The following is a 23550-nucleotide window of genomic DNA, read 5'->3' as shown; positions in this document are numbered from 1 at the left end:
ATGAATCCGGGTTTTAGAGGAGTTACCCAAATCTGATTTTCTGCAAAAATACATGATGAGAGCTGACTTATGAAATGGGATTTTTATTCACTGGAATAGTCTTTTCTTTTTCATAACCAGAATCAACATAAATCTGTGTATCATGAATCCGGATAAAGAAAAAGAACAGGATCCTTATCATGTCCCTCAGCATGATCTGGAGTGGCAGGAAGATAATCAGCATAAGCATCATTACGAGCACCTGGAAAAACGCGACCCCGAGAAGGGTTACAGCACTGATCCGGGCCAGGGAGATCCGGGTGTAAGTTACCCGTTACGCGACGAAGACACCGACCGCATTACGCAGGACCCGGTAGCCGATGCAGAAAACCTGAAAGAAAGTTACGAAATGGCTCACAACGAGGGAGAATCCCAGGAACAGGAAAAAACGGTTCAGGAGCCAATCGATCAATCCGAAACCGTTCAGTCTGATAAGAGCGAAACTGACGAAGAGACGAAAGGACTGTAAGTCATCAAGAGGGCTGGTAAATTACCAGTCCTTTTTTGTGTTCTAAATAAATAGAGACGCGATTAATCACGTCTGGGAGTCTACGGTTCGTTCGAGACGCTAAGCGTTGGAAACGCGGATTAATAGAGAAAAGTACATTACATTATTGCTACCAGCTTTTTTGCTGGCAGCCCTTTAGTGAAATTGAATACCCGCAGTCGCTCGGTTCTAGCCTAGTGACGCTATAATTTGGTAAGCCTCTGGCCGATGATAACCAGGGTATTTTGTGTAGGAAAGCGTTTGCACCCTGTTGGCTAGAGCCGAGCGACTACACAAGAAACGAGCCTCGAATGGATCATGAAAAAAGGGGCTGACACCTGTGCCAGCCCCTTCGCTAATATGTTAGAAAATCTCCTGCCGAAAGAATAGATCAACAAAAATTATTCCCAGTCTAAATCAATGTGACGTTGGTAACCCTCATCATTGCCTTCGTGAAAGGGAAGAAACACCCGCCAACGACCATTGCGGTATCGAGCAGAGATATGTTCCACGTCAACGTCACTGGGAATAATCAAGTCTCCTAAGGTAAAGGGTAAAAAGCTTTCTACCTCTTCATCTTTTTCTATTTTCAAAACAGGATGCAACGTATATAACCAAAGGTGTCCGTCTTCAACGTCAACCTGTAAGTCATCGGGATCAACTCCCGGCATCTTTACGAATACTTCATAACCACTCTCTCCACGGTTAACCCAGACTAATGATTCAGCCCGCCCTCCGTTGAGTGTATTCGCAAAGTCAATATTAGCAAGAATTTCTTTCGGTATTGAGATTTGAGATTTCATGGCTTTAATGAATTTTAGTGGGTAAAGTTAAAATACCCTACCAGAACCCTAGAGAAGCCATAATGACATTGGAATGGGGAATATAATCTACGTATTTTTTGAAAGAATGTAATTATGACAGGCTGAGGTTGAGCTAGATAACAAAAACGTCCGCTTTTTAGGGCGGACGTTCTGTTTTGTAGATTTCAGGAGACTAGTTACCTCGTTGCTGCCGTATGTAAGAATCACGATTCGTGTTCAAAAGCGGAGCATCGTTGTAAAGCGATTTCCAGGAATTATCTTTCAAGGCCCCATTCTTGATGTCCTTAATCATACTTGCCCAGGCAAATGGATTAAAGAAAGGAATGGTGTTGGCAAAACCTTTATTGGCATTATAACTGGTAATCTGTCGCTGAGATTCCTGGAAAGAAGCACTAGGACCGTCTCCCTGCATTACCGCCATGCGACGAAGGTAATCAGGGTCAGTATTACGAGCTAAGGCTTCACGTTCGCGAGCATCGGGAAGATTCATCGCGAGAAACTCCTTTTTAAACTCTTCATAGTTCCGAAACGGATAAATCTTTACTTCCCGCAGGGTAATAGCATCTTCCCGCAGCACGATTTTGGCTGAGTAAGAAGCTTCATGATAGTTCTTAGGAATGATCAGGTATTGGCGGCGGTAACCGGTATAACTGAAAATGATACTATCACCGGGAAAAACGGGTAAGCTAAAATAACCGTTGTTAGTGGTGGCGGTACTCCCGCCAGACTTAGGAATCCAGATGGTAGCTCCGGGCAAAATTTCGGATTGCTTTCCACCCACAACAACTCCAGAGAACTGAATGGTTTTCACTTGACCCTGAGCAAAGCCTGACTCGTTGGATAAGAACACGAGTAAGAACGCTGAGAGTACTATAAATAATCGGTTAGTCATTCGGTATAGGTGATTACCTTTGGCAGACATATCTATAAACAAATGTATTGATTTTCGACGAGTATTCATGGCTGTTATGAGATTTTAGGAAATGAATTCCCATAAAGATCAGGCAATCTACGAAGCTTGCTGTACGAAAGCTGTGCCAGGCCCTAACGCTCTGTTTAAACCAATACAGAGGCATGATGCAAAAAAACGCCCGAAGGATGCATAGCTTCGGGCGTTTTTTATGACTTTTTACTAAACCGACTTTAGCCCGTTCTGTAAACAGTCCAACCTCAATGGTCTACTATTCTTTATAGAAGTTGTAAATCAGTGAAACCTGAACCGTTTGGTTGGTAAAGGTAATGCCGGGTTCACTGGTGATGAGGTTATTAAATCCGCGACTATACCGAAGCCCCAGGCTTACTTTGTCAGCAGCATCCATGAAATCGTAGCGTAAACCCGCCGTGAATCCGTAATCTGTACGATTGTCAGGACCGCGAGGCGTGCTATTGGGTCCGTTCAGAGCATAGGCGTATTCTGGGCCTGCTTCGATGGTTAATCCTTCCGTGATGATATACCCCAAAACGGCGGCTGCCGAGGCATAATAAAAAGTATTACGCGTGATGGACGTACCTGTCTTGAAGGAACCACCTCGCTGGGTAAGTACTACTTCGGGCTGAATCACGAATTTGTTGAAGCGTTGGCGATAGAATCCACCCAGGTGCAAGCCCGAATTAAAACGAGAAACTACGTCACTTTGAGGCGTACGAATGGTATTACCAGAACTCAAACCGGCTTTCAGACCAAAATGGGGTTTTAAATGTAACACCTGAGCTGAGCCATTAGTTGATACTAAGCTAATGAAAATCAGGGACAATAGGAGGGGGAGTTGTCGAAGCATCTGCCGATGGAATTCTAAATTTTAATCACAAAACAAAAGCAAAACGCTCAGATGGTCAAATTCTATATAAGAAAGCTGCTGAACCGTTCGGGTTTTCTGTCCACCATCCCCGCGTTTTGAATTAAAAGGTAGATGCAAATGGGACCTTTTTCGTTGCATGGCCCGATGAAAGAACGAACGCCGCCGCTAATTAAAATACCCTACGGGTTTTTATGTAGAGACGCGACTTTATCGCGTCTGGGTACAGGCGGCCTTTGTTACTATCCCAATGATTCACACCTCCCGGCTAGACGCGATGAAGTCGCTTCTCTACTGGAAATGCTTAATTGCTATGGGTTTGGGGAATTGGTAATAATCCGCCCTGGTTGGTGTCCTCACCAACTACTAGGCTATGAATGGCTGGTGAATACACCAGCCAGGGCAGAAACGTTTTCGGACTTTGCGTTCGGGCGGGTTTCAGAGCACAAAGTTTCAATTTATTACTAAAGTTCATTAGAAGCACAAAACTTCAAGTTTACATGTCAGTCCGCCTGACGCAAAACCAGTGTTATGTGCTGTTATTCTATTTCCCATTTATAATTGCTTCAATGCTTTCAAGTTGTCCGTCAATGATAACAAATTTGTCTGGGTCGGGATAATTTATACTTCCTATTAAGTCCCGTTTCTGTTATGCTGTTATTTTTCTGTTAGGTCGTATCTTCTTACCGTAATTGTATGTTTCTAATAAAACAACTTCGCCTTTTTGACCATTACAAATTGCTATTTCAAAATTGTCAGAAGGAAAGTTTTTTGTTGGATAAAAATCCTGTCCACCAAAAGAAAGTATTTTGTTGTCACTAATTTGAAACAAGTAATTTACTCCTTCGTCTTCAACTTCTGATAATTCAATATAGTCAGTCCCAATTACTTTTATTGACTTTACCTTGTTTGTCGCAAACACGAAATTAATATTCTTTCGCAATTTCTTCTGTTTTAAGTAAGCCTCTAAAAAAGTCCATACACCAATCAATATGTAAATCACTACTGTCCCAATTAATAAATATAATTCAGTTGTTGTATCAAGTCTGAAGTAAACGAAAGTCCCAACAATAATTGCTAACAGTGTCCAGCCAACAAGAAATTTAATTTGAAATAACTTTTGCTTGTCAAGGCGTTTTAGGTCTTGTCTTAGAATTTTGATTTCCTTGTCAGATAATGGTCTTTCTGTTTGCACTGTGTCGTCAATTATATATAATAGAACATAACGGAGAGGACTTGCTGCAGGTGTGGCATTAGTATTCCGTCTGCCCGGTGCCGCTGCTGATTGAAAAACTGAAGTTGAAGTTAACAAAAAAAAGCTAAATAGTAATTCATCAGCCGGATATTAGCTGATAGCGATATGCAGCTCATTGTTACTACGTCTGCCAGCATAGCATAAAACCCCCTGTTAGCGGTTTGTTTTTTTGTCTTTTCACTCTTTCATTTGGTCTTCAATTCGCAATTTGTCAATTGTTAGTCGCTGTCTAAATATTTCAAGCATTGTCAAATAGTCCTGCTTTGAAAAATGGAGTTCTTTTACTTTGTCAAACCATTCTACTGTTGAGCCAACTTTTTCGGCTTCATATTCTTTTGTTTTGTCAATACCAATTTGTTTCCATTGTATTAAGTCTCCACAATTTCTGATTTCAGCAACTATTAAAGTGCAAGAAAAATCATTATCGTCTGGACACATAAGAATTGGACAAATTGTCGTCTCATTTTCGTCAGGTAATATCCTTTTCCAAACAATTGCTTTTTCGTCCTCTCGTTCCATCCAATAAACAAGTGTCGGAATAAGTCCTTTATACATATTCTCTGGATATATCTCTTCAAGTTTTTCGTCTAACCAATACCCGTCAATACGATAGTTTATGAAGTCCAAATAATCTTCATAATCACTTTTGTCTTGTATACCTTCTATCTTGTTCATCGGGTTCTCTTAAAATGACCGCCAACGTTCGAGTATTTGCGAAGGCAGGGTATTCATTGATTGTCCAGCCCGGTACAAATGCCCATTTTAAAATATGTTGTTGAAGTTAAGAACTATAGCTGAACAATAAACGTCGAGCCCGAACCGCTGCCGATGCCTGCACATAGCTGATGTTACATTATCCAGTCCTGCTTTTGCAAATACTTTTGTTGGTGGCAGTACTTGCAAATTATTGCTTGTTAGTAACCATATCAACATATTTATCAATAATTGACTGATATTGTGGTTGCACTTTTTGCTTTGTATCGTTTAAAGCATTCAAAAGCATACTAATTGGAGGTGCATGACTTAAGTAAGTAAAAGGAATCCCAACTTGGTTGTACATTTCATTTAAAATAATAATTGCTGAGTCTTTTTGATTTGTCAAAAAGTAATCTCCAGCGAAATAAGGGTAGTTAGACATCCAGACCTTACTACTTTGAACTAATTTACATTGTTTAAAAAAATTTTTGCTCCATTCATAATCACCTTGTTCAAAAGCTTCTTTTCCCAAATCACTTAATTCTAATTCATTGGTTTTTGATTTATTAAACCTAGTAAGATAATTTTTTGAATCGTAAATGGTTAAATTGGGTTTATCCTTTGGAAAAATGCTTGGATAATTTAAAAACGGATTTATCTCAGTCTGTTGAGTGTCATGACTATTAACTTTAGATGTTTGATAGTTAGGAATTGATGAATTATTACTGTTGGTTTGGTTAGTCAAATTAAAAAAATTATTTAGGTTAGAAGGATGTCCAGTAAAAACAAAAACACCTAATATGATTACCGATGCACAAACACTTAAGACTATTGTATAAACCAAAACTAAAAATGGAATTCTAATTAGTGGGTCAGAATTTTTCGTTGCAATTATTGAAAATACAAAAATCAATACCATTACCCCGAGTACTGTTAAAATACTAATGATTGGTACATTAATAGAACTGAGATGAAGTCCTCCAATTATTGCTATCACTGCAACAATACCAATAACACCCCATGCATATTTCAATAAGGGAAATTCTTTTGTGGCTTCTCTCAATAGTTGTAAAGGGTTCATATGAAATTTTGTTATAAAGTTAGTTTTTGATTGTGACTTCGCACGTCCGTTCGTATTGCCATCAACGTTTCGGGGCTTGCCGAAGGCGGGGGGGGTAGCATAAAAGTTCAATAGAAATACTACTGTTGAACCTTGCATAAATGCTCAATAGAAGAACTTCAGCCCCGCTTTTGGCAAACCCTTGTTACCAGCTGCCTTTCTATTTCTGTCCTGCTGCAAACTCCTCATAAGTTGAATAGTTTTTGTGTCCTCGTCCTTTGACTTTTGCAAGTTTTGTTCCGTCAATTCTTGACTGAATGTAGTCAACTAGTTCGTCAAACTTGTCAATGTGTAGATTATACAAAGTTCGTGTCGGTGCTATTTTAAACTGTTTTTTTAAGTGTCCTGCAAAAACAGCATACTTCACTTGTCCTTTACCAACTTCATATTCTTTGTACTCATTGTAACGGTTTATTAAGTGTCCGATGTAGTTCGCCTTAATTGTCTCATAGCCGATACAGTCAGGTGGATATTTTTCTTTAACTGTTTTCTTTGTCTGCTTAATTGTGATTTTATTATTGTCGCCAACAATGGCGTTCTCAACTTTGCTGTTGTTGAAGTTTACAGTTTTGTTTTCAATTTGAATGCCAATGCCTGCACCTGTCAATGCTCGCTTGATTGCTAAAATGTTTTTGTCCCAATTATTGTTGTCAGAGAAGTCGAGATATTTTAGTCGCCTGATAAGATTGTCAATAGGTTCAGAGAATTTTTGTCCTTTAGAAACTACAATCGGAATAATGTTTTTGCCGTCAGCAAAACCCATAAATTGGGAAACCTCAAAGTTTACCCAACTTGATTTAGTTGAGTTGTCCGAAATGATAAGCAATAGGTAATCACTTTTACTTAACGACTTTGAAATTGATTTTTGAATGTCATCACCCGCCAAGATTTCGTTTTCGTCTATCTAAAACTTTAGCGACTTGTCTTTGGAAAGTTCTGCCTCTAATTTTTTCACGAAAGATTTGTCAACGCTTGAATGACTAATGAAAATTTTTGCTTGAGGTAATTGCTGTGCTATCGTTTCTTTCAGTTGATGATTTACGCTATCAAACGGAATGATGTTTCTGCTGAGAAAAATCTCAGAAAGTTTATCGGCTAAATGTCTTGTGTCGCTGACTTCAATGGACTTGTCAATTGCGTTTTTGAGTTTTCTTGGGAAATCGTTGAAAGTGTTACACTCAAAACCAGCAAAGAAAGTTGGCTCGTATCTGTCGTGGCGATATTTGTCAAGGTTGAAGAAAACAAATGTCGGCTCGGTTTTGATTGGAATACCTAAAGAATTGAACTCACTCCGCATATAACGCCAATGCTCGTCAGGAATTACTTTGTCCTCGTAAATGAGTGGAGTGAAAATGTGAAAGTTGTATCCGCTAAATGAGGAAATCTGATTTTTGCTTCTTTGGAAATATTCAACAAACTCTGTATCCATTGAAGAAAAGAAAGCCATCATAAACTTTGAGTTCTCTGGCTTTAGTTGATTGTCGTTGATGAATTTTACGACTCCGTCAATCCATTTTTCTGTTGGTAAAACATGCCACATAGTTTGTCTTATCTGTCTGTTAGTTTAAAGTTAGCACTGTCGTCATAATGTTGCCGGTAACTCTCAAATAAACGAAAGTTTTGTCGTACTTTTTATATTGTTTGGTGTTAAAACGATATTTTGTTGTTCTATTCTTGTCGTACTTTTGTATTGTTCAAGTTTGTACACCTAAGGATAAGATTTTTTTAACATTAATCCAACTTATTTTTAGTTCATCAAAAGGCTCTTTATTTCTCAAGCGTTCTGTTACTTACGTGGGTATGTCGTGGAGTGGTTTTTATGTGGTTATGCCCTAGCAACTCTTGAATAAGTTTAACCTGTTGTGCGGATTAAAAGCTACCGCATGTTTTAAAAGATTTAAAGGCTTATTTTTATTAAAATTGATCCAATTAAGTATAGTAATACCACTAATTTTAGAACAAAGCCCATCGAAGGATTTAGCGTACGAGCGTCTCATGCTCTGGTTGGTGTCCCCACCAACCACAAGGCTATGAATGGCTGGTGAAGACACCAGCCAGGGCAGAAGATCTGTCCAGTCTGCGGCTATTCTTGTTGAACCCCTCTGGTTTTATATGATCTGCTTCAAAGCTAAAAACCGCTTTCTAGCGTTGGCAAACTAGTTGAGGATGAACATAGCCACCGGCTCTAACCCTGCAAGGGTTAGAAAACTCAAAACTCAAAACCGCAGCGGCGGCCGCTCAAAACTGGTACAATTCTTTCGCCCATTTAAGACTTAATCTTCAGCTATGAATATTCTATGGTTTCAACGAGATCTTCGACTAGCAGATCATGCCCCATTGCAGGCTGCCATTGAAGCGGGGCAACCATTGTTGCTGTTGTACTGCTACGAACCCGCTTTGTTAAGTGAAGGTCACTTTAACCCCCGGCATGGACGATTCATTATGGAATCGTTACAAAACCTGAACAGCATACTGAAAAACTCGGGTATTGTGCTACACGTCTTCCGAAACGATTTTCTGGCCGTTCTAAAGAAGATTCATCGTCGCTACGGCGTAGGTTGTGTGTTTTCTTATCGGGAAAGGGGGCTTAACGTTCTTGAGCATCGAAATGCAGCAATTGAGGCTTTCTGTGATGAAAACGAAATTCAGTGGCACGCTTCTGAACCGCTGGAAGGGTTACCACCAGCGGCTGACTGGAAAAAATTCTGGCAAAAAGAAATGAAAAAGCCAGTGACTGCCCCTGATCTATCCAAACTAAAGCCTGCTTCGGTTAGTATTGGGTTTATTGAGGAACTAGCCGTTATTGATACACCCGACCATTATCACATTCCAGATTTTCATTTTCAGCGAGGAGGGCCCGAACAGGCAGAAGACTGGTTAAACAGCTTTCTGAAAATCAGGGCTGTGCAGTACCTTGAAGCCGATAACAACCCTTATTTAAGTCGCTATAATGCGAGCCGTTTGTCTCCGTATATTTCCTGGGGAAATATTTCGGTTCGACAAGTGTTTCAGGCGAGCCAACAGGCCATGAAGGAAGGGTTTTACCCCAAGGCTTTAAAAGAATTCCTTACGCACTTATACAAGCGAGATTACATCCTGTTCACTACTCATCAAGGGTATGCCTGCGATAGTGAAGACTCAGGGGCTGTTGCCGATGAAAATCAGCAAAGGTTATTCGATCGCTGGAAAACGGGGACGTTGGGTTTCCCGCTGGTAGATGCCGCCATGCGATGTCTGCTGGAAACGGGTTACCTCATCCCTCGTTTACGATTCCTATTACTCTCGGTTTTAAAACAAAGGTTACCTGAGTTTGAAGCCAAGGGTTTATGCTGGCTGGCTCAGCATTCACTCGACTTTGAACCTCGACTCTTTTATTATTACGCTTCGCAGCCGCTCGGTTCCAGAACGTTTTTGAACCCCGTCAAAGAATCACATACCATGCCTTCCAGCATTCACTTTATGCGAATTTGGTTACCTGAGCTGGTGGCATTACCTCCCCGATTTTTACATGAACCCTGGTTACTCAAACGAGCCGATCAAAACAGATACTCGGTTTGGTTGGGAAGTTCCTACCCAGTGCCGCCTAAAGAATGGATTCCTCGAAGAATGCGTAAGAAAAAGTTACAAAGCAGATTGTTAAGCAGTTAATAACGTTTATTGGTAATGAATTGGAAAACAGATTCTTATCATTAGTTTATAAAAGAGGCTTTATCTAATCAGTTGAATTAGAGGGTACAGAAAGGAATAGTTGGAACGGCTTTTTCTTTCAATTGAAAAAAACAACTATTACAATGGGAGAGGGAACAGCAGTTTTTCTAGAACAGGCCGCTCAACGTTTTGATTTCAGTGCTAGTGCCGTAGATCAAATCTGGCACGGTTTGTTACGTTCAAAAGGTCGGCAAGTACAATTCAATTCGCCCGAGCTGGGTGGTCAGGGACAATGGCAAAATGGAATGCTCATGATCACTGACTGGAATAATCATAGTCTTAAAACCCGTTTGCTGGGATTGATTAACGAGCTCGCTCCGAGAGCCGTTTCACAGGAGATGGCTTATGAGACATTACACACAGGTGAGACGATTTCCCGACAGGAGCAGTCTTCTACTGGGTTAGGTACTCAGGAGGCAACCACCGCCGAGCCTGAAAAAACACCAATGGGGGGCTGGCAGGGCACGCAAAATGGCGTTTCCTATGTGTTTTATCCCGAGCAATCTTTATTGGTTCTTAACTCCGGCAAACGTTACAGTACGGCCCCTTACTTTGTACTGGGACTGGGTCAGAACCTGCAACAGGGAAAGAACACCTTGGTATTATTAACGGATCAGGGGGAGATACCCGTTGACGAGTTAACACAGATCGATTAATCACTAAACTTTATAAATGATATGTACCAGGCTAATGAATTAACACAAGAAGACGAATTAGTAAGAGCCTCCTTATCTCCAGAAGAAGATGAGGTAGACGAGGAGTTAGATGAAGATCTGGACGATGAAGAAGATCTAACCGTTTATGACGACGAAGAAGACCCAGAGCTAACAGACGATGAAGCCGTTATTGAGGAAGACTTCCCCGATGATTCCAACATTGTGATTGGCGATGATGAAATCGACGAAATTGAGCAGATGGATACCCGCGATCAGGGGGTCTCAAAGCCTCATCCCTCGCAGGAATATTACGGAGACAACACGCTGACCAATACCAATTAGAAACTACGTTTGCAGACAAACGTCAGGTAGCCTCATCAATGCAGTTGATGAGGCTTTCTTTTTACCCATCAAAAAAGTAGAAATAAAATCTATTTTAAACATTTATTCACACCTTTAGGTTAGTTATGCACTTATTTTAGCTCAGGTGTTTGCTCTATTCTAGAAACTTATCAGATGAAAAAGGTGCTGGATTTCGTCCTGTTGATGGCAGAAGACGATTCCGATGATCGGGATTTATTCCGGGAGGCTCTCGAACAGTATTATCAGGTCAACGACATTCGTTTTGTGTCAGACGGACAGGAGTGTTGCGATTACCTGAAACGAAAGGGTCGTTACGAAAATCCTGAAGACAGTCCTCGCCCGGGCTTCATTCTACTAGACTTGAATATGCCCCGCAAAAATGGCAAAGAGGTATTGAAAGAGCTGAAGAATGATCCTGATTTAAAGAAAATTCCGGTGGTGGTATTAACCACATCGCATGCTCCCAAAGACATTCAGGACACGTACGACATGGGCACTAATTCTTATCTGGTTAAGCCGAGCTCATACACTGAGACACTGAGTATGGTTGAACATTTGGGGAAATTCTGGTTTAATACCGTTAAACTTCCTCCCTGCGGATAAAGCAAAAGGACGATGCCTAGAAGTGAAGAGAGGCATCGTCCTTTTTTTATTAGGCATTTACCACGTCACCCCCGTTTGGATGTAGCGTTTGCCCCGTCATATAACTGGCATCTTCGGAAGCCAGAAAAACGTAACACGGACCCACTTCACAGGGTTGCCCGGCTCGGCCCAGAGCGGTATCTTTTCCAAATTTTTCAACTTTATCAGCCGTAAACGTGGCCGGAATCAAAGGCGTCCAGATCGGACCGGGAGCAACGGCATTAACTCGAATGCTCTTCTCTGCCAGTTGCTGCGAGAGCGAACGAGTAAAGGAAGTAATGGCTCCTTTGGTAGAAGAGTAATCCACTAAGCCTCCGCTGCCCCGAAAAGCCGTTACCGAAGTGGTATTAATAATGCTGCTACCGGTCTTCAAGTAGGGCAAAGCGGCCCAGCTAAAGTGGAAGAAAGAGAAAATGTTCGTCCGAAAAGTACTTTCCATTTCTTCGGGGCTCAACTCCTGGAAAGATGTATGAGGGTGTTGTTCGGCGGCGTTATTGATCAGAATATCCAGTTGCCCTAACGTCTGAACGGTCGTCTGGACGGCTGCTTTGCAAAACTCCGGTTGCTGGACATTCCCCTGAATCAATAAACAACGGCCACCTTCCGCTTCCACGAGTTCGCGAGTATCGTAAGCGTCTTCGTTCTCTTCCAGGTAAACAATAGCTACGTCAGCTCCCTCGCGGGCATAATGAACCGCCACGGAGCGACCAATGCCACTATCACCACCCGTAATCAGGGCTACTTTTCCTTTTAATTTTTCTGACCCTCGATAGGAAGCCCGGATGAAAATCGGCTTAGGGTTCATTTCCGTTTCCAGACCCGGTTGATGACTTTGCGTTTGAGCGGGTGTTTGCGTTTCCATATGCGTTTTATTTTTGGTTGGAACCGCCAAGAGCTAAAAAACAGTACCCAATCGCTCTATGAAAATCTGGAATTGTACCCTAATCATACGGGGAAATGTTACCACAATTTGAAAAAAACGCTGAATAGTGGCCTTATTAATGAATTGGTATCGATTTTTTAGTTCATCAAGCAACCTGTCTGCCTAAGAAAATATTGTCTTTTATTAAGATAAAAGCCTATACGTGCTAGCAACCCAACATGAGTCATAAATCGTCTTTACTATGAATAGTAACAAGCTCTTTTCTGATTTGATTGATACTCTACCTGTTCGTCGAATTGCTTTTCTGGGAGATTACTTCCCTCGTCAGTGTGGAATCGCCACCTTTACGCATGATCTGAGAACGTATTTTCAAAAACGTTACGAAGATCTGGACACGTTTGTAGTGGCCGTTGAGGATCATCCCGGAACCTATGATTATCCCGCTGAAGTAAAGTATACCTTCGACCAGAACAGTAGGTCAGCTTATTTGGAAACAGCTAAATATTTAAATGAGTCGGGTGTAGAAGCCCTTTGCTTACAGCATGAGTACGGTATTTACGGTGGGGAATCGGGTGAGTACATCATTGATTTGCTCAATCGGGTAAAAATGCCCGTCATTACCACCTTGCATACCGTTCTTCAGGACCCTTCGCCCTCACAGGACCGCGTGTTGCGTCAAATTGCCGAACGCTCTTCGTTTCTGGTGGTAATGTCCGAAAAAGGACGTCAGTTTCTGGAAACGATTTATGAAATCAGCCCTGAAAAAATTGCGGTTATACCTCATGGCATCCCCGACGTTCCCTTCTCTAATCCCGATGATTTTAAAAACAAATTCGGGCTGGAAAATAAAAAGGTAGTATTAACCTTCGGGTTAATCTCTCCTAATAAAGGTATCGAAACGGCTATTGCCGCTTTACCTGCCGTAGTAGCTAAACACCCGGAGTTAACGTACGTAGTGCTGGGAGCTACGCACCCCAACTTGATTCGGGAGCGTGGTGAAGAATATAGAAACAGCCTTATTAAACTGGCTGAAGATTTAGGAGTAGCCGAACACGTTCAGTTTCATAACCGCTTCGCCGAGCTTGAAGATTTACTTCAGTATCTGGAAATGGCGGATGTATACTTAACCCCTTACCTGAATGCTGCCCAGATTACCTCGGGAACGTTGGCATATTCGGTAGGCTGTGGTAAAGCCGTGGTGTCCACGCCTTACTGGCATGCCGAAGAATTATTGGCTAATAACCGTGGCATATTGGTACCCTTTGGTTCGTCTGAAGCCATCGCTGAAGCTCTGATTCATATGTTTGATGATCCACAATATCGTCAGGAAATGCGGGAGCGGGCTTATGAATTCAGCCGTCCGATGGTATGGCGGGAAGTGGTAGGCAATTACCGACAATTATTTGGATACAGTGTTTCGTCTCGGATCAACCTGAATTATACGGTAATGCCGAGTCTTAAACTGGATCATTTATACCGATTAACCGATTCTACCGGAATCATTCAGCACGCCCGTTATACCTTGCCTCACCGCGAAGAAGGGTATTGTACGGACGACAACGCCCGGGCCTTATTGCTGGCTTCGTATCTGGATGCCGACGGAGAAATCGTTGATGCCCGTATTCCCTGGATGATCGATGTATTTTCATCGTTTTTAAATCATGCTTTTGATCCCGAAAAGGGACGTTTCCGTAACTTTATGTCTTACGGAAGGGAGTGGCTGGAAAGCTACGGTTCGGATGACAGTCATGGCCGGGCTATCTGGGCTTTAGGTGGGATGATTGCCCGAATTCGACGTCCTGATCTTCGGAACTGGGCTCGTGATTTGTTCGACCGTTCTATCGATAAAGTTCTGGAAATGACCTCACCCCGAAGCTGGGCTTTCACCATGCTGGGTCTGAGCGAATACCTGCATCGTTATCCCGGTGAACGTCATAAACGAGAATTAAGAAAACAGTTAGGCGATCGTTTGTGTGGTCTTCTGCGTCAGGCCGCTCGTCCACACTGGTATTGGTTCGAACCTATCCTGAGTTATGATAACGCTCGTTTATCACAGGCTCTGTTATGTTCGGATGTTCCTGAACATCAGTTGGTTGGTCTGCATACGCTGGAATGGTTACGCGATGTGCAAACTGCTCCGGCAGGCCACTTCAGACCCATTGGCTCCGAAGGTTTCTATCCTATGGGTAGTGAACCTGCTCTGTTTGATCAGCAGCCTCTGGAGGCAGCAGCGTCCATTGGAGCGTACTTGGCAGCTCACGCTTATACGGGACTGGATGTTTGGCACGATGCGGCTAATACTGCTTTTGAATGGTATTTAGGCAAGAATGATACCGGTTTACCGTTATATGACGAGACGTCTGGTGGTTGCTATGATGGATTACAGCCGCATTCGGTGAACTGTAATCAGGGAGCTGAATCGTGCCTGGCCTTTTTAATGGCCAGAGCTGAAATCCGGGCCGCCCAGTCGCAGCAACAATCTGCTATCATGCAGAAAAAAGCCCGGAAGCAGGCTGAATCCAAGTCTCTGAATAACTAAAGTAAACGTAGGTTTAGTATACTATTTATTGTTGTTCTCAATTTTGATTATCATTATCTAATGGTAATTAGGGTTGAGAACAATTCACTTCTATCGCACTGAAAGATGACCAAATCTCTGTTGAATGTAGAACGTTACCCACTAATTATTAACCCAGACCCCCGCCGGGTTTTGTTTCGGCCTTTTCATTTGGGCAACGAGCGAATGGTGTTAATTGTGAACCGTTTGCTAGCTCTGACAGCAGAGGAAGTCGAAGCAGAGCTCTCTCAGGTATTTCAGGAGTTTCGCCACCGCCACCAGGCCGTTGAAACGTATCTGGACCGGCGGGCCAAAGAAATTCTTTCCTATTTTGATCTGGAGGAAGAATTGAGCCCCTTACACCAGTTATTGATTGGGGCTTACTTTACTAACGAGTACGCCCTGGAAGCTGCGGCTCTCTTTAATCCTTCCATCGTCTGGCATCCCGACCAATCCAATCTACCCGAAGGTTGCCGTCGATTCATTATTAGTCTGCGGGCTACGGGTGAGGGGCACATTTCGTCCATTGTTTTCCGCTCCGGCTTTGTCGATCAGAATGCAGGCATTTGGCTTGATGGGTATTCCCGGTATGTAACGCCGCCTGACTCTTACGAAGAAGCGTATCTTTCAAGAGACGTTTTTCAGCGAAAACTCCATGAGTTGGGCCTGGATGATGGATTTGCGAATAGCATTGTCAGTAAGTTGCCCGAAGAAGTTTGTTATTCAGATGTTTATCCGGTCGTGAAGGAAGCCCCGGCCTACCAGACGCATCGGGTGGCAGGCGATGGAATTCTGGCTTTAATGAAGGCGAATTACATCATTAACTACAGCGATGATCGGGCGTTGAGCGAACGCATCCTGTTCCCTTATTCTCCCAATGAAATGAATGGCATGGAAGATGCCCGTTTCGTAGAATTCACGGAGGAAGATGGAAAAACCACCTATTACGCCACTTACACGGCTTATAACGGACGTGTTATTTTTCCGCAGTTACTCGAAACCAGGGATTTCATTGATTTCCGGGTAAAAACCATGGCTGGGGATGTCGTCAAGAACAAGGGCATGGCTTTGTTTCCACGAAAAGTAAATGGGAAATACGTCATGCTGGGTCGGCAGGATGGTGAGAACATCTTCCTGATGGAATCGGATAACCTGTTTTTCTGGGAAACCAGCAAGCTATTATTAGCTCCCAAGTATCCCTGGGAGTTTGTGCAGTTAGGAAACTGTGGTTCTCCCATCGAAACGCCGGAAGGCTGGCTGGTATTAAGTCACGGGGTGGGAGCAATGCGGAAGTATTGCATTGGTGTGTTCCTGCTGGACCTTAATAATCCAGAGGTAGTATTAGCCCGCTTGCCTTACCCCATTCTAACCCCGCAGGGGGAAGAGCGGGAGGGGTATGTACCTAACGTGGTTTATACCTGTGGAGCAGTTATTCACGCTGACAAGCTGTTAATTCCCTATGCCATGTCTGATTATTCGACGGGCTTTGCAACAGTTCCCATGGATGAGCTGATGCAGGCCTTATTACAGGAGCGGGACAATGCAGTGGGGAAAAATGCGGAAACGGTTGAGACTGAATCCAGATAATGGGGATTTTATTGCCTTAATTCATTGATTGATAGTAATTTAATCGTACGGCATGGTTTTGATACTAAATAGGTAATCCGTAATCCGTCAGACTAACATACTATATATCATGGGAACTACTGCACCTAACGAACTCCGCGTATTGGTACAATCTCTAAGCCAGCTCGTTCGGGCGGCCCGGGAATGTCAATCCAAGTATGCACACCTGAGTCATGAAGCTAAAATGCCTCGACTCAGACAACGTTTATCACGGATGAATGTTGAAAACGAATGCCTAGCAGATGAACTCCATCGGTATACACGTCAATATGGAATACAGGAAGAAGAGGAAACGGAAGTAGTAGCTGCTTCTCCTGCCATGGATTGGGATGAAGAACTGGATGGTTGTGAGAGCGGTACCGTCTCTATTCTGAACGCTTTTGAATCAGTAATGGAGCACCGTTGTCTGACCGCTTTCCCTGAGTTATACAAAACCCTGACCAAGCGTCGGGAATACATGTCTGAAAATTTAAGCTGGTTACGAAACATTCGTACTACAGCTCTTGCATAAACAGCCCTATTTATAGCTGAGTACATAAAAAATCCCGTCTGTGTGTAATCGCAGACGGGATTTTTTATGCCCTAAATTAATGATGATCGGTGGAAACATTTTTTGAACGGTATTGGTTGATATGTAAACGAATGTTAGTTTTGCAGCATGAATCCCATGAAAGAAAATTATGAATTAAAAGATGAGGCTTCCGTTGAACGAATTAAGAAGCTTTTTATCGTAAACATCTTGGGGCTTTCTCATTTAATTGTACGGGATACCAATCGTTGGCTGAACAAGCTGGGATATGCTCTTCAAATTGAGCAGATTCGAATTTTGATGACGATCAATTATTTGAAAAATCCACCTTCTCAACAGGATATTGCAAATATTCTTCAAAAGAATAAAGCTGGTATTCAGCGGTCTATCCAGACCTTACAGCGAGATGGTTACTTGAGAAGTACGACTGATGGTCAGGATAAGCGAAAGAATGTAGTAGTTCTGACACCAGCAGGTAAGCTCTTTGTGGAGAAGGCTACTGAGGCTCTGGAAGGCATGAATACTGAAATTGAAAAGTATTTTGAAGAGGATGAAATCGCCGTCTTGCGAAGAATCCGAAGCAAAATAGAAGCCATTGCCCAAAATGCAGAAAAGTAATCTTCCTATTTGATTTATTATTGATATATCAACAGTTTCCCATGAAAACGAACACTTTTTTGATTGCAATGTTGATGGCGGTGCTACCCTCACTCAGCGAAGCTCAAAATACGCAGCAGGGATGGACCTTAAAACAATGCTTGGAATATGGTCTGAAAAACTTTGGAGGCGTAAGACTCGCCCAGTATAAAGTTGAAACGGCCAACCAGCAGGCCCGTGAAGCAATCTCTCAATATTTACCACAGGTAACGGGTACGGGTACGTTTACGGATAACATCAAGTTGCAGCGAAGCGTCATTCCCGCCGGAACCTTCGGTAACCCCGAACCGCTGACCGTTGCTTTTGGTCAGAAGTACCAAAATACAGTATCGGCTCAGGCTACGCAGACGATTTACGACAAAACGCTTATTCTGGGTATCAAGGCAAATGAGCCCAACCAGAAATTAGCCGAGCTAAATACTCGCCAGACGCAGGAAGATGTGATTTATAACATCACCAAAAACTATTACCAGGTTTTTGTCTCCCAGCAACAGATTGCTCTGTTGAAAGATAACATGACCCGTACCGAACAGGTACTAGGGGTTCTGAAATTGCAACGGGACAACGGCGTGATTCAGCCCGTGGATTATACTAATACGGAAGTGAGTTACAACAACACTCGCTCACAGTTGGTATTAGCCGAGAATTCGCTGGAATTAGCCATCAATCAATTGAAGTACCAAATGGGATTGTCTCAGGATCAGCCCTTAATGTTAACGGACTCGAGTATTCTGAAACAACTACCTAAAGCACAAAAGCAGGAATTTGATCCCCGAAACCTGGTTAGTTTCCAACAGGGCGAACGGAATCTGGACCTGCAACGTATTCAGATGGCCCGTACAAAAGCTGGGTATCTTCCCACATTAACGGCCAATGCGAGTTACGGTACGCTTTCTTTTTCGAATCAGTTCGGGGGAGCTTTTCAGAACTTCCTGGGTTTTGGTACGGTTGGCCTGCGTTTGAATCTGCCCATTTTTGATGGATTTAAAAGAGACGCTCAGTATCAGCAGAATCGGTTGACGGTAATGACGCAGGAAGAACAGCAGCGTTTGAATACGGAGGCATACAAGTTGCAGTATAACAACGCTGAGTCTCAACTGATACGGGCCAGAACCAATACGGAAAATGACGACCGGACGGTGAAACTGGCTCAGCAGGTGTATGAGATCACGACGCTTCAATACAAGCAGGGGGTTAAAAACCTGACGGACTTACTGAATGCGGATAAGTCTTACCGTGAGGCTCAATCGAATTATATCAACTCACTCATTAACTATTACCAGGCTCAGCTCAATCTGGAGCAGTCGCAGGGTACACTTCTGAATTTCTATAATCAACTTTAGACGTCTTTCCCTATAACCATGAAACGTACAACCATAATCGTCATCATCGCAATCGTTGCCATTATTGGGTTAATTGGCTTCCAGCTTGCGTCGAACAAGAAAAAACTTGACGAGAAAAATCAAATTCCGACCAACACAAACGTCCAGATTCCGGTAACCGTTGCAACGGTGCAGGAAGGCGAAGTTTCCCAGCAGCTCATCAAAACGGGTAACCTCATTCCGTTCCGGGAAGCCGAAATCATGGCTACGGCGGCAGGTAAGGTAATGAAGGTTAATTTCGAGTTAGGCTCGTCGGTTCGCCAGGGGGCTACGATGGTACAGGTAGATAACCAGCTGAAAGAGTTATCCCTGGAAGCAACTCAACTGAACATCGAAAAGCTGAAAAAGGATGTAAGCCGTTACAACACGCTTTACGCGGGCAACGCTACAACCGAATTACAGGTAAACGACACCAAGTATAACTACGATAACGCTGTTAATCAGGCTCAGCAAATCAAAAAACAGATTTCGGATGCTACGATCAAAGCTCCCATTAGCGGTCGTGTCGTAAAGAAAAACATCGAACCCGGCGAATACGTAAACGTGGGAACTTCTCTGGGTACTGTTCTGGATATCAGCCGTTTGAAAGTACAGGTGTTAGTGAACGAAAGTGATGTGTATTCACTGAAAGAAGGACACAGCGTTAAGTTAACCACCAGCGTATTTCCTGATCGCGTGTTCAACGGCTCCATCAGTTATATCGCTCCTCAGGGAGATGAGCAGCACAATTATCCCGTAGAGATCACGATTCAAAACGGTAATACACTCAAGGCAGGAACGTTCGTGAACGTTGATTTCTCACAAAAATCAAATCAGAGAGCCTTGCAAATTCCACGTTCGGCTTTGGTAGAGAGTGTGAAAAATCCTTACGTGTATGTAGTAGAAGGTCAGGTAGTGAAGCAGCGGAAGATTCAGGTAGGTCGTGAATTAGGCGATAACATTGAAGTATTATCGGGCCTCAACGCCGGAGAAAAAGTAGTAACCACAGGTCAGATCAACCTAAGCGAAGGCTCTGCCGTGCAAATTACGAAGTAGTTGATAGTTGTTTGTTACTAGTTGTTTGATTGACAGTTTGTTGGAGGTGTTATTACCCCTTTCTAACAACTTACAACCATCAACGAAAAACTAAATAAAAATATGTCGATAACCGAAGTAGCCATAAAAAGACCCTTGCTGGTGACTACCATTTTTACGGTACTCATTCTGTTTGGAGTCATTAGTTATCAGCAGCTTTCGTATAACCTGCTGCCCAAATTTGAGGCGAACGTAATCAGTGTTTCTACGGTTTATCGGGGGGCTGCCGCCGATGAGGTGGAGACCAACGTTACCAAAAAAATAGAAGATGCCCTTTCGTCTCTGGAAGGTCTGGATCGTTTGAAATCTACTTCTCAGGAAGGTGTTTCTTCCGTTATCATTCAGTTGAAAAACGGCGTTGATGTGAATCAGGCCCAGCAGGATGCTCAGCGGAAAATCGATCAGATTCTTTCGCAGTTACCCGACGACGTAGACGATCCGATTCTCAATAAATTCTCAACGGATGAGTTACCCGTTCTGCGGATGGGCGTAACGGCCAAACTGGCCCCAACGCAACTCTACGATTTGATCGATGAAAAACTGAAACCACAGTTATCAAATGTAGCTGGGGTAGGTCAGGTAAACTTAGTCGGTGGAACCGAGCGGGAAATTCAGGTGAACATTGACCCTGCTAAATTACGGGCCTATGGTATTTCCATCGGTCAGGTTTCTCAGGCCGTATATAATGCCAATGCCAGTTACCCGGCGGGTCAAATTGAAACGCAACAGTCCCAGTATTCCATTCACTTTGATGCGACGGTGCAATCCGTTGCCAAAATGCGGGAGCTGATCGTAGCTCGTAAACCCGGTGGTGGTGATGTGTTACTGAAAGATTTGGGGGAAGTAGTGGATGGTACGGCTAAGGTTACCGCCATCAACCACATCAACGGTATTCCTTCGGTGGGTCTTCAGGTATTGAAGCAAAGTGATGCCAATGCCGTTGACGTAAGTAAGCTGGTAAAAGAACGGATCGCTACGCTTGAAAAACAGTACTCGTCCATTGGACTGAGATTCAATATCGCGGCGGATCAGTCTATTTATACCTTGGCTTCAGCCACTGCCGTAGTAGACGATTTATTTCTGGCGGTGGTGATTGTGTCGGTTGTAATGCTCTTATTCCTGCACAGTTTCCGGTCTTCTTTATTCGTTCTTGTCGCGGTACCTTCGTCGATTCTGCCGACGTTTATGCTGATGTATCTATCAGGCTTCTCGTTGAACCTGATGACGCTGATGGCCCTTTCGCTGGTGGTAGGGATCCTCGTCGATGACTCCATTGTAATTCTGGAGAATATTACCCGCCACATGGAAATGGGTAAGGATCGTCGTCAGGCCGCTATCGACGGACGGAGTGAAATTGGGTTTACCGCTCTGGCTATTACCCTGGTTGACGTTGTAGTATTCGTGCCACTAGCCATGACGGGCGGTTTGATTGGAAATATCCTCCGGGAATTTGCCCTCGTGGTAGTATTCTCTACCTTGATGAGTTTGATGGTTTCCTTTACCATCACGCCTTTGCTGGTATCTCGTTTCGGTAAGCTGGAGCATTTGAATCCAAAATCACTTTGGGGAAAAATCAACATAGGGTTCGAACGGTTCATTGATCGCCTCATTGCTTATTACGGTAGCGTACTGAAGACGGCTCTGAGCCATAAACGCTGGGTGTTCCTGGTGGTGATTCTACTTTTTGTAGGCTCCATTGCTCTGGTTCCCGCCGGATTCATTGGAGGTGCTTTCATGCCTGCCTCTGATCAGGGCGAGATTGCCATTCAATTGGAGTTAGCTCCAACGGCTTCGGTATACCAAACCAACGAAGCCGTTCAGAAAGCAGAACAAATTCTGCTCAAGCACCCCGGCGTAACAAACGTGTTCTCAAACGTAGGGTATACCAGTACAGCTATCGCTTCGACTTCCAACAGTAACATTGCGGATATTAACGTGAAACTGGTGGATAAGAAAGAACGAACCTATTCAACCGATGAGTTCGGGATGGAGGTTAAGAAAGAAATCAGTAAAATTCCTGGAGTGAAAGTAACGGCAAGCCCGGTAGGTATTGTAGGGGCATCCGAAGCACCCATTCAAATTGCCGTAAAAGGTACCGACATGAACTCCATCCGCAAAGCAGCGGCGGAAGTGCTGAAGATAACAAAATCGACCCCCGGTACACAGGACGTAAAATACTCGGTAAAAGATCCGAAGCCCGAGGTTTCCATCAAGCTGGATCGTGAGAAAATGGCTCAGTTGGGCATTAGTGCCGCTGACGTTGGGGTAGCCCTGCAAACGGCTTTCCGTGGCGACGACCGGGCTAAATTCAAGCAGAATGGTAATGAATATGACATTCTGGTGAACCTGGATCAATTTAACCGATCCAGTGCCAATGACGTAGGACACCTCTTATTTGTGAACAACCAGGGACGTTCTTTTGAGTTATCGCAGTTTGCTCAGGTAGACGAACGCGTGGGAGAAAGCGTGCTGGAGCGTAATGATCGATTATCTTCGATTACTGTTAACGCTCAGGTAGTGGGCCGTCCGGTAGGAACAGTAGGGGACGACATCAAGGAAAAGATGAAGTCTGTGAATTTAGGCGAAGGTGTTTCTGTGCAGTACTTAGGTCAGTTACAGCAACAGTCGGATGCCTTTGGTAGCCTGGGTCTGGCCTTAATCATGGCTATCCTGCTGGTTTACTTTATCATGGTGGCCCTGTACGAAAGTGTGGTATATCCATTCGTAGTACTTTTCTCCATCCCCGTGGCCCTGATTGGAGCTTTATTAGCTCTGGCTCTGACGATGGAAAGCTTAACGGTATTCTCCATTGTAGGTATGATCATGCTGATGGGTCTGGTAGCGAAAAACGCCATTCTGATTGTAGACTTTGCCAACCACCTCAAGGCTGAAGGCAAAGAAGTAGTAGCCGCTCTGGTAGAAGCAGGTAAAGAACGTCTTCGTCCGATCCTGATGACTACGCTGGCGATGATCTTCGGGATGTTACCTATCGCTCTGGCTAGTGGGGCAGGGGCCGAAACCAAAAATGGAATGGCCTGGGTAATCATTGGTGGCTTGACGAGTTCGTTAGTCTTAACCTTGTTTGTGGTACCTTCAGTGTACCTGGTTGTGGATCGTATTCTGGCTCGTTTCCAGAAAAAAGAACCTCAACCCCAAAAGCCTGAAGAGTTGACGGCTTCCCGATTAATGAATGAGTAACACTTCATTTGCAAACGACGGCTCCTTTTCAAAAGGGAGCCGTTTTTTTTTGCCCTCT

Annotated in this window: 22 protein-coding genes; 12 read left to right on the top strand and 10 right to left on the bottom strand. The window is 43.5% G+C overall.

Annotation, left to right across the window (positions count from 1 at the left end; translation table 11 throughout):
* Window positions 1-142: 142 nt before the first annotated feature.
* A complete protein-coding gene (locus QE357_RS13455) occupies window positions 143-508 on the top strand; it encodes a hypothetical protein (RefSeq protein ID WP_106635916.1) in 366 nt (121 codons plus the stop codon).
* Between the two features lie 419 nt (window positions 509-927).
* Here the strand turns inward: QE357_RS13455 and QE357_RS13450 are convergent, their stop codons facing one another.
* The 9 genes from QE357_RS13450 to QE357_RS13410 all read right to left on the bottom strand — a co-directional run bounded on the left by QE357_RS13450 (window position 928) and on the right by QE357_RS13410 (window position 7757).
* On the bottom strand, window positions 928-1329 hold the full coding sequence (locus tag QE357_RS13450) for an Hsp20/alpha crystallin family protein (RefSeq protein ID WP_106635917.1): 402 nt from the start codon (window positions 1327-1329) through the stop codon (window positions 928-930).
* Between the two features lie 193 nt (window positions 1330-1522).
* Window positions 1523-2311: a carboxypeptidase-like regulatory domain-containing protein gene (locus QE357_RS13445; protein WP_309708277.1), complete on the bottom strand. Its 789-nt coding sequence runs from the start codon at window positions 2309-2311 to the stop codon at window positions 1523-1525.
* A 220-nt stretch (window positions 2312-2531) separates the two neighbouring features.
* The gene (locus QE357_RS13440) at window positions 2532-3128 is read right to left on the bottom strand and encodes an outer membrane protein (protein WP_106635919.1); all 597 of its coding nucleotides are present in this window, start codon (window positions 3126-3128) and stop codon (window positions 2532-2534) included.
* Between the two features lie 322 nt (window positions 3129-3450).
* The gene (locus tag QE357_RS13435) at window positions 3451-3630 is read right to left on the bottom strand and encodes a hypothetical protein (protein WP_309708273.1); all 180 of its coding nucleotides are present in this window, start codon (window positions 3628-3630) and stop codon (window positions 3451-3453) included.
* A 165-nt stretch (window positions 3631-3795) separates the two neighbouring features.
* Window positions 3796-4458, bottom strand: coding sequence for a hypothetical protein (locus tag QE357_RS13430; RefSeq protein WP_309708270.1), 663 nt, complete (start codon window positions 4456-4458; stop codon window positions 3796-3798).
* Window positions 4459-4578: 120 nt separating this feature from the next.
* On the bottom strand, window positions 4579-5076 hold the full coding sequence (locus QE357_RS13425; RefSeq protein ID WP_309708267.1) for a hypothetical protein: 498 nt from the start codon (window positions 5074-5076) through the stop codon (window positions 4579-4581).
* 229 nt (window positions 5077-5305) lie between these two features.
* Window positions 5306-6316: a hypothetical protein gene (locus QE357_RS13420; protein ID WP_309708264.1), complete on the bottom strand. Its 1011-nt coding sequence runs from the start codon at window positions 6314-6316 to the stop codon at window positions 5306-5308.
* Window positions 6317-6377: 61 nt separating this feature from the next.
* Window positions 6378-7121: a toll/interleukin-1 receptor domain-containing protein gene (locus tag QE357_RS13415; RefSeq protein WP_309711383.1), complete on the bottom strand. Its 744-nt coding sequence runs from the start codon at window positions 7119-7121 to the stop codon at window positions 6378-6380.
* Complete coding sequence (locus QE357_RS13410) at window positions 7122-7757, bottom strand: hypothetical protein (protein ID WP_309708261.1); 636 nt, start codon at window positions 7755-7757, stop codon at window positions 7122-7124.
* A 746-nt stretch (window positions 7758-8503) separates the two neighbouring features.
* Between QE357_RS13410 and QE357_RS13405 the strand changes: the two genes are divergently transcribed.
* The 4 genes from QE357_RS13405 to QE357_RS13390 all read left to right on the top strand — a co-directional run bounded on the left by QE357_RS13405 (window position 8504) and on the right by QE357_RS13390 (window position 11547).
* A complete protein-coding gene (locus tag QE357_RS13405; protein ID WP_309708258.1) occupies window positions 8504-9865 on the top strand; it encodes an FAD-binding domain-containing protein in 1362 nt (453 codons plus the stop codon).
* 143 nt (window positions 9866-10008) lie between these two features.
* A complete protein-coding gene (locus QE357_RS13400; protein ID WP_309708254.1) occupies window positions 10009-10581 on the top strand; it encodes a hypothetical protein in 573 nt (190 codons plus the stop codon).
* A gap of 21 nt (window positions 10582-10602) precedes the next feature.
* A complete protein-coding gene (locus tag QE357_RS13395) occupies window positions 10603-10923 on the top strand; it encodes a hypothetical protein (protein WP_309708251.1) in 321 nt (106 codons plus the stop codon).
* A 174-nt stretch (window positions 10924-11097) separates the two neighbouring features.
* Window positions 11098-11547 (top strand): response regulator, encoded by a 450-nt coding sequence (locus tag QE357_RS13390; RefSeq protein WP_198555167.1) that lies wholly within the window; start codon window positions 11098-11100, stop codon window positions 11545-11547.
* A gap of 49 nt (window positions 11548-11596) precedes the next feature.
* Here the strand turns inward: QE357_RS13390 and QE357_RS13385 are convergent, their stop codons facing one another.
* On the bottom strand, window positions 11597-12478 hold the full coding sequence (locus QE357_RS13385) for an SDR family oxidoreductase (protein ID WP_255400637.1): 882 nt from the start codon (window positions 12476-12478) through the stop codon (window positions 11597-11599).
* A 232-nt stretch (window positions 12479-12710) separates the two neighbouring features.
* Between QE357_RS13385 and QE357_RS13380 the strand changes: the two genes are divergently transcribed.
* The 7 genes from QE357_RS13380 (at window position 12711) to QE357_RS13350 (ending at window position 23492) form a co-directional block, all read left to right on the top strand.
* Window positions 12711-15008 (top strand): glycosyltransferase family 4 protein, encoded by a 2298-nt coding sequence (locus QE357_RS13380; RefSeq protein ID WP_307143396.1) that lies wholly within the window; start codon window positions 12711-12713, stop codon window positions 15006-15008.
* Window positions 15009-15113: 105 nt separating this feature from the next.
* Window positions 15114-16613: a glycoside hydrolase family 130 protein gene (locus QE357_RS13375; protein WP_198555168.1), complete on the top strand. Its 1500-nt coding sequence runs from the start codon at window positions 15114-15116 to the stop codon at window positions 16611-16613.
* Between the two features lie 109 nt (window positions 16614-16722).
* Window positions 16723-17163 carry a hypothetical protein gene (locus tag QE357_RS13370; protein WP_307143395.1) on the top strand — a complete coding sequence of 147 codons (441 nt, stop codon included), beginning with the start codon at window positions 16723-16725 and terminating at the stop codon, window positions 17161-17163.
* Window positions 17164-17319: 156 nt separating this feature from the next.
* Window positions 17320-17799 (top strand): MarR family winged helix-turn-helix transcriptional regulator, encoded by a 480-nt coding sequence (locus QE357_RS13365; RefSeq protein ID WP_157830248.1) that lies wholly within the window; start codon window positions 17320-17322, stop codon window positions 17797-17799.
* A 41-nt stretch (window positions 17800-17840) separates the two neighbouring features.
* Window positions 17841-19181: a TolC family protein gene (locus QE357_RS13360; RefSeq protein WP_309708238.1), complete on the top strand. Its 1341-nt coding sequence runs from the start codon at window positions 17841-17843 to the stop codon at window positions 19179-19181.
* Window positions 19182-19199: 18 nt separating this feature from the next.
* Window positions 19200-20255, top strand: a complete 1056-nt coding sequence (locus QE357_RS13355; protein WP_106635936.1) for an efflux RND transporter periplasmic adaptor subunit — start codon at window positions 19200-19202, stop codon at window positions 20253-20255.
* Between the two features lie 102 nt (window positions 20256-20357).
* On the top strand, window positions 20358-23492 hold the full coding sequence (locus tag QE357_RS13350; RefSeq protein WP_309708232.1) for an efflux RND transporter permease subunit: 3135 nt from the start codon (window positions 20358-20360) through the stop codon (window positions 23490-23492).
* Window positions 23493-23550: the final 58 nt, after the last annotated feature.

Source organism: Siphonobacter sp. SORGH_AS_0500, from assembly GCF_031453245.1.
Classification (GTDB): domain Bacteria; phylum Bacteroidota; class Bacteroidia; order Cytophagales; family Spirosomataceae; genus Siphonobacter.
Note: the sequence above shows the minus strand (reverse complement) of the source record. Positions and strands in the feature narration are given on the sequence as shown.

Coding starts and splice junctions, on each gene's coding strand:
- QE357_RS13455 (WP_106635916.1), top strand. CDS start 143: ATGAATCCGGATAAAGAAAAAGAACAGGATCCTTATCATGTCCCTCAG.
- QE357_RS13450 (WP_106635917.1), bottom strand. CDS start 1,329: ATGAAATCTCAAATCTCAATACCGAAAGAAATTCTTGCTAATATTGAC.
- QE357_RS13445 (WP_309708277.1), bottom strand. CDS start 2,311: ATGAATACTCGTCGAAAATCAATACATTTGTTTATAGATATGTCTGCC.
- QE357_RS13440 (WP_106635919.1), bottom strand. CDS start 3,128: ATGCTTCGACAACTCCCCCTCCTATTGTCCCTGATTTTCATTAGCTTA.
- QE357_RS13425 (WP_309708267.1), bottom strand. CDS start 5,076: ATGAACAAGATAGAAGGTATACAAGACAAAAGTGATTATGAAGATTAT.
- QE357_RS13420 (WP_309708264.1), bottom strand. CDS start 6,316: ATGCAAGGTTCAACAGTAGTATTTCTATTGAACTTTTATGCTACCCCC.
- QE357_RS13410 (WP_309708261.1), bottom strand. CDS start 7,757: ATGTGGCATGTTTTACCAACAGAAAAATGGATTGACGGAGTCGTAAAA.
- QE357_RS13405 (WP_309708258.1), top strand. CDS start 8,504: ATGAATATTCTATGGTTTCAACGAGATCTTCGACTAGCAGATCATGCC.
- QE357_RS13400 (WP_309708254.1), top strand. CDS start 10,009: ATGGGAGAGGGAACAGCAGTTTTTCTAGAACAGGCCGCTCAACGTTTT.
- QE357_RS13395 (WP_309708251.1), top strand. CDS start 10,603: ATGTACCAGGCTAATGAATTAACACAAGAAGACGAATTAGTAAGAGCC.
- QE357_RS13390 (WP_198555167.1), top strand. CDS start 11,098: ATGAAAAAGGTGCTGGATTTCGTCCTGTTGATGGCAGAAGACGATTCC.
- QE357_RS13380 (WP_307143396.1), top strand. CDS start 12,711: ATGAATAGTAACAAGCTCTTTTCTGATTTGATTGATACTCTACCTGTT.
- QE357_RS13375 (WP_198555168.1), top strand. CDS start 15,114: ATGACCAAATCTCTGTTGAATGTAGAACGTTACCCACTAATTATTAAC.
- QE357_RS13370 (WP_307143395.1), top strand. CDS start 16,723: ATGGGAACTACTGCACCTAACGAACTCCGCGTATTGGTACAATCTCTA.
- QE357_RS13365 (WP_157830248.1), top strand. CDS start 17,320: ATGAAAGAAAATTATGAATTAAAAGATGAGGCTTCCGTTGAACGAATT.
- QE357_RS13360 (WP_309708238.1), top strand. CDS start 17,841: ATGAAAACGAACACTTTTTTGATTGCAATGTTGATGGCGGTGCTACCC.
- QE357_RS13355 (WP_106635936.1), top strand. CDS start 19,200: ATGAAACGTACAACCATAATCGTCATCATCGCAATCGTTGCCATTATT.
- QE357_RS13350 (WP_309708232.1), top strand. CDS start 20,358: ATGTCGATAACCGAAGTAGCCATAAAAAGACCCTTGCTGGTGACTACC.